Annotated in this window: 4 protein-coding genes; all 4 read left to right on the top strand. The window is 67.3% G+C overall.

The genetic code is table 11. The features are described from left to right. The first annotated feature begins 143 nt into the window (after nt 1-143). Nucleotides 144-710 carry a hypothetical protein gene (locus tag HCU76_RS36120; protein WP_371319969.1) on the top strand — a complete coding sequence of 189 codons (567 nt, stop codon included), beginning with the start codon at nt 144-146 and terminating at the stop codon, nt 708-710. A gap of 113 nt (nt 711-823) precedes the next feature. Then, nucleotides 824-2281, top strand: a complete 1458-nt coding sequence (locus tag HCU76_RS36115) for a DDE-type integrase/transposase/recombinase (protein ID WP_218512035.1) — start codon at nt 824-826, stop codon at nt 2279-2281. After that, on the top strand, nt 2278-3120 hold the full coding sequence (locus HCU76_RS36110) for an ExeA family protein (protein WP_218512034.1): 843 nt from the start codon (nt 2278-2280) through the stop codon (nt 3118-3120). Before HCU76_RS36115 ends, HCU76_RS36110 begins: the two co-directional genes overlap by 4 nt. Before the next feature lie 12 nt (nt 3121-3132). Beyond that, on the top strand, nt 3133-3348 hold the full coding sequence (locus tag HCU76_RS36105; RefSeq protein WP_218512033.1) for a hypothetical protein: 216 nt from the start codon (nt 3133-3135) through the stop codon (nt 3346-3348). Nucleotides 3349-3450 lie beyond the last annotated feature (102 nt).

Raw genomic sequence — 3450 nt, 5'->3', positions numbered from 1 at the left:
TGAGCCTGATCACCGATCCCGATGTGTCCGGCCGGGGTTTTGATCACGTAGCGTGATGTAGGCGGTAAGGCCCCCCTCGGGGTCCTTGAATAAAGGAGCCCTTTGGGGGAGTCTCTGGTTTACCAAGACTAGAGACGATCCCAGTGTGCCATGCCCTATTGCAAGACCCCCGGTTTTTCGCCCTGCTGCTCGAGATCGATCGAGACCAGGCGGCCCAGACTCAAGCCGCGGGATGCGCCTGTGAAGGGCGACTGCATTGCGCGAACTATCCGCGCAAGCCACGCGGTTGCCTGCCCGAATTCCGCTCGAGCTTCGAGCAGCGTTTCAGCTTTTGCTGCGCCTCCTGCCGCAAGCGAACGACGGCGACCTCGGTGCGCTTTCTCGGGCGACGCGTGTATTTGGCGCTGATGGTGGTGTTGAGTTCGAGCCGGCATGCCGGCTCGAACTCAAGCGCCGCGCTGCTGGCCGGGCTGGCGATTCCGCTGCGCACCCTGCAGCGCTGGCGAACCTGGTGGGCGGACGCGTTTGTTCGCACCCCGCTGTGGCGCGGCGCGTGCGGCGCCTTCATGCCCCCGGTCGACCTCGGCCATCTGCCAGCCAGCTTGCTCGAACGCTTCATCGGCGCCGACGCGGCGGCCCGCCTGAGCGCGTGTCTGCGGTTTCTCACGCCGCTGACGGCTCGCACCCGAAGCTTGCAAGCGGCCACGTAGCGTGAGGGTTGAGCGACATCCGCAGAGGATGGCGATGGTCGTCGCCGACGAGGCTCGATAGCCTTCATTCCCTTGAGCGACACAACTCCCGTGGCGCCTTCTCGGGAGTCAACTTGAGTTCCAGTCACGACATCTCCGTGCGAGACGGCCGGGCGCGTTTGCGCTTCTCGATCATCGGCGCGTTGCTGGCCGCACCGCCGGCCAAGGGCGACTTGCTGGGCGTTCTTCGTGCACTGGCCGCCAAGCACTGGCGCGACCCCGCCACCGGCCTGGACGTGCGCTTCGGTGTCTCGACTCTGGAGCGCTGGTTCTACACCGCGCGCCGCGCTCGAGACCCGGTGGCCGCGCTCACGGACCGGCTGCGCGCGCACGCCGGGTGCTTCCCCAGTGTGTCGCCCCGGGCGGAAGGTGCGCTGCTGCTGCAGTACCGCGAGCATCCGGGCTGGACCATCCAGCTGCATTTCGACAACCTGCAGATCGTGTTGGCGGGCGCAACGCTGCCCTCGTATCCCACGGTGCGCCGCTTCTTCAAGGCCCGCGGCATGGTGCGCCAGCGCTCGCCACGTCGTGCCACCGATGGCGCCGTGGCCGCCCGCGATCGCCTCGAACACCTGGAGGTGCGCAGCTTCGAGGTCGATCACGTGGGCGCGCTCTGGCACCTGGACTTCCACCACGGATCGCGCAAGGTGCTCACGCGTCAGGGCGAATGGGTCAAGCCGATGCTGATGTGCGTGCTGGACGATCGCTCGCGCCTGGTGTGCCACCTGCAGTGGTACCTGGATGAATCCGCACAGAGCCTGGTGCACGCGCTGTCCCAGGCGCTGATGAAGCGCGGGCTGCCCAGGGCGCTGATGACCGACAACGGCGCGGCCATGCTCGCCGCCGAGACCACCATGGGCCTGTCCCGCCTGGGCATCCTGCACCAGACGACGTTGCCTTATTCGCCGTATCAGAACGCGAAGCAGGAAGTCTTCTGGGCCCGCGTCGAGTCGCGCCTGATGGCCATGCTCGAGGGCGAGGCGCAACTCAGCCTGGACCTGCTCAACCAGGCCACGCAGGCCTGGGTCGAGCAGGAGTATCACCGCAGCGTGCATTCCGAGTTCGACGCCACGCCGCTGGCGCGATTTCTGGACGGCCCCAGCGTGAGTCGCCCCGCACCGGGCAGCGAAGCCTTGCGCGAGGCGTTCCGCATCGAGGTCCGACGTCGCCTGCGACACAGCGACGCCACGGTGAGCCTGGAGGGGCGCCGCTACGAGATTCCCAGCCGGCTGCGCCATCTACGCGACTGTCATCTGCGCTACGCGCGCTGGGACCTGTCGCGCGTCGATCTCGTCGATGCCCGCAGTGGCGCGCTGCTGTGTGCCGTGCACCCGCTGGACAAGTCGGCCAACGCGGACGGCCAGCGCCGGCGCCTGGATCGCCTGGGGCCCGATCTGTCGCCGCTGCTGGCGACCTCCATGGCGCCTCTGATGCGCCACCTTCTGGCCGAGCATGCCGCCACGGGTCTGCCTCCGGCCTACCTGCCCACGCCGGGACCTTCCAACCCATCGCCCACCGAGGACCCCTCATGAATCAGAAGCTGCTGGCCCTGTACGGGCTGAAGTGGAATCCCTTCACACCCGAGGTACCCGTCGAGGCGCTGCATGTGTCGGCTCGCCTGGAGAGCTTCTGTTGGCGCATCGAGCACGCTCAGGTGCGCGAGGGTGGCTTCGCGCTGATCCACGGCGAGCCGGGCTCCGGCAAGAGCGTGGCACTGCGCGTGCTGGCACAGCGCCTGGCGCGCCTGCCCGATGTGCAGCTCGCCACCATCAGTCACCCGCAGAGCAACCTGGGCGACTTCTACCGCGAACTGGGCGACGTGTTCGCGGTGCCACTGCGCCCGCACAACCGCTGGGGTGGCTTCAAGGCGCTGCGCGAGCGCTGGCTGGGACATCTGGAGTCGTGCCGGCGCCGGCCCGTGCTGCTCATCGACGAGGCGCAGGAGATGAGCGTGCCGGTGCTCTCGGAGCTGCGCCTCATGGCCAGCGCCCAGTTCGATTCGCAGCCGCTGCTGTGCGTGGTGCTCGCCGGCGATGCCCGCTTGCTGGAGAAGCTGCGCCGCGAGGAGCTCATCCCGCTGGGCAGCCGCATCCGCACCCGGCTGGCCACCGAGGCGGCCACGCCCGAGCAGCTGCGCGATTGCCTGGACTTCGTGCTGGCCGCCTGCGGCAATGCCAACCTCATGACGGCGCCGCTCAAACACACGCTGTGCGATCACGCCGCCGGCAACTATCGCGTGCTCGCCACGCTCGCCAGTGAACTGCTGGGCGCGGCTGCCGAGCGCGAATTGCCCCAGCTCGACGAACAGCTCTACTTCCAGGTCTTTGCCAAGCCGGCGTCAATGGGCAAACGCTCGGCCCCAACTCGCTGAATGCACGTCACCATGGCCAACACCCCCGCACTGTTTGCGTTGATGCCCACCGATCTGCCGCCGCTGTCGGATTCATCGGCCGTCGAAATACTCGACTTCCTCCACGAACTGATCTTCCGCTTCGAGGCGCACTACGGCGCCCAGATCCACCGCTTCTACGACCAGCAGCGCGACATCCGAATCAACCCACCGGTCGCTCCACGACCCGACGAGGAAGAACCGTTCTGATCAGCCGCGATGATGTCCGCTCGTCGCTGGCTCCCCCGGCGCTCGTCATCGCACCCTCGACATACTTGAACATCAGGCCATCGAAATTGCTGACCACACTCA

It is taken from the genome of Variovorax sp. dw_308, from assembly GCF_019207085.1.
GTDB lineage: Bacteria > Pseudomonadota > Gammaproteobacteria > Burkholderiales > Burkholderiaceae_C > Variovorax.
This window is presented reverse-complemented; position numbering and strand designations above follow the sequence as displayed.

Coding starts and splice junctions, on each gene's coding strand:
- HCU76_RS36105 (WP_218512033.1), top strand. CDS start 3,133: ATGGCCAACACCCCCGCACTGTTTGCGTTGATGCCCACCGATCTGCCG.
- HCU76_RS36110 (WP_218512034.1), top strand. CDS start 2,278: ATGAATCAGAAGCTGCTGGCCCTGTACGGGCTGAAGTGGAATCCCTTC.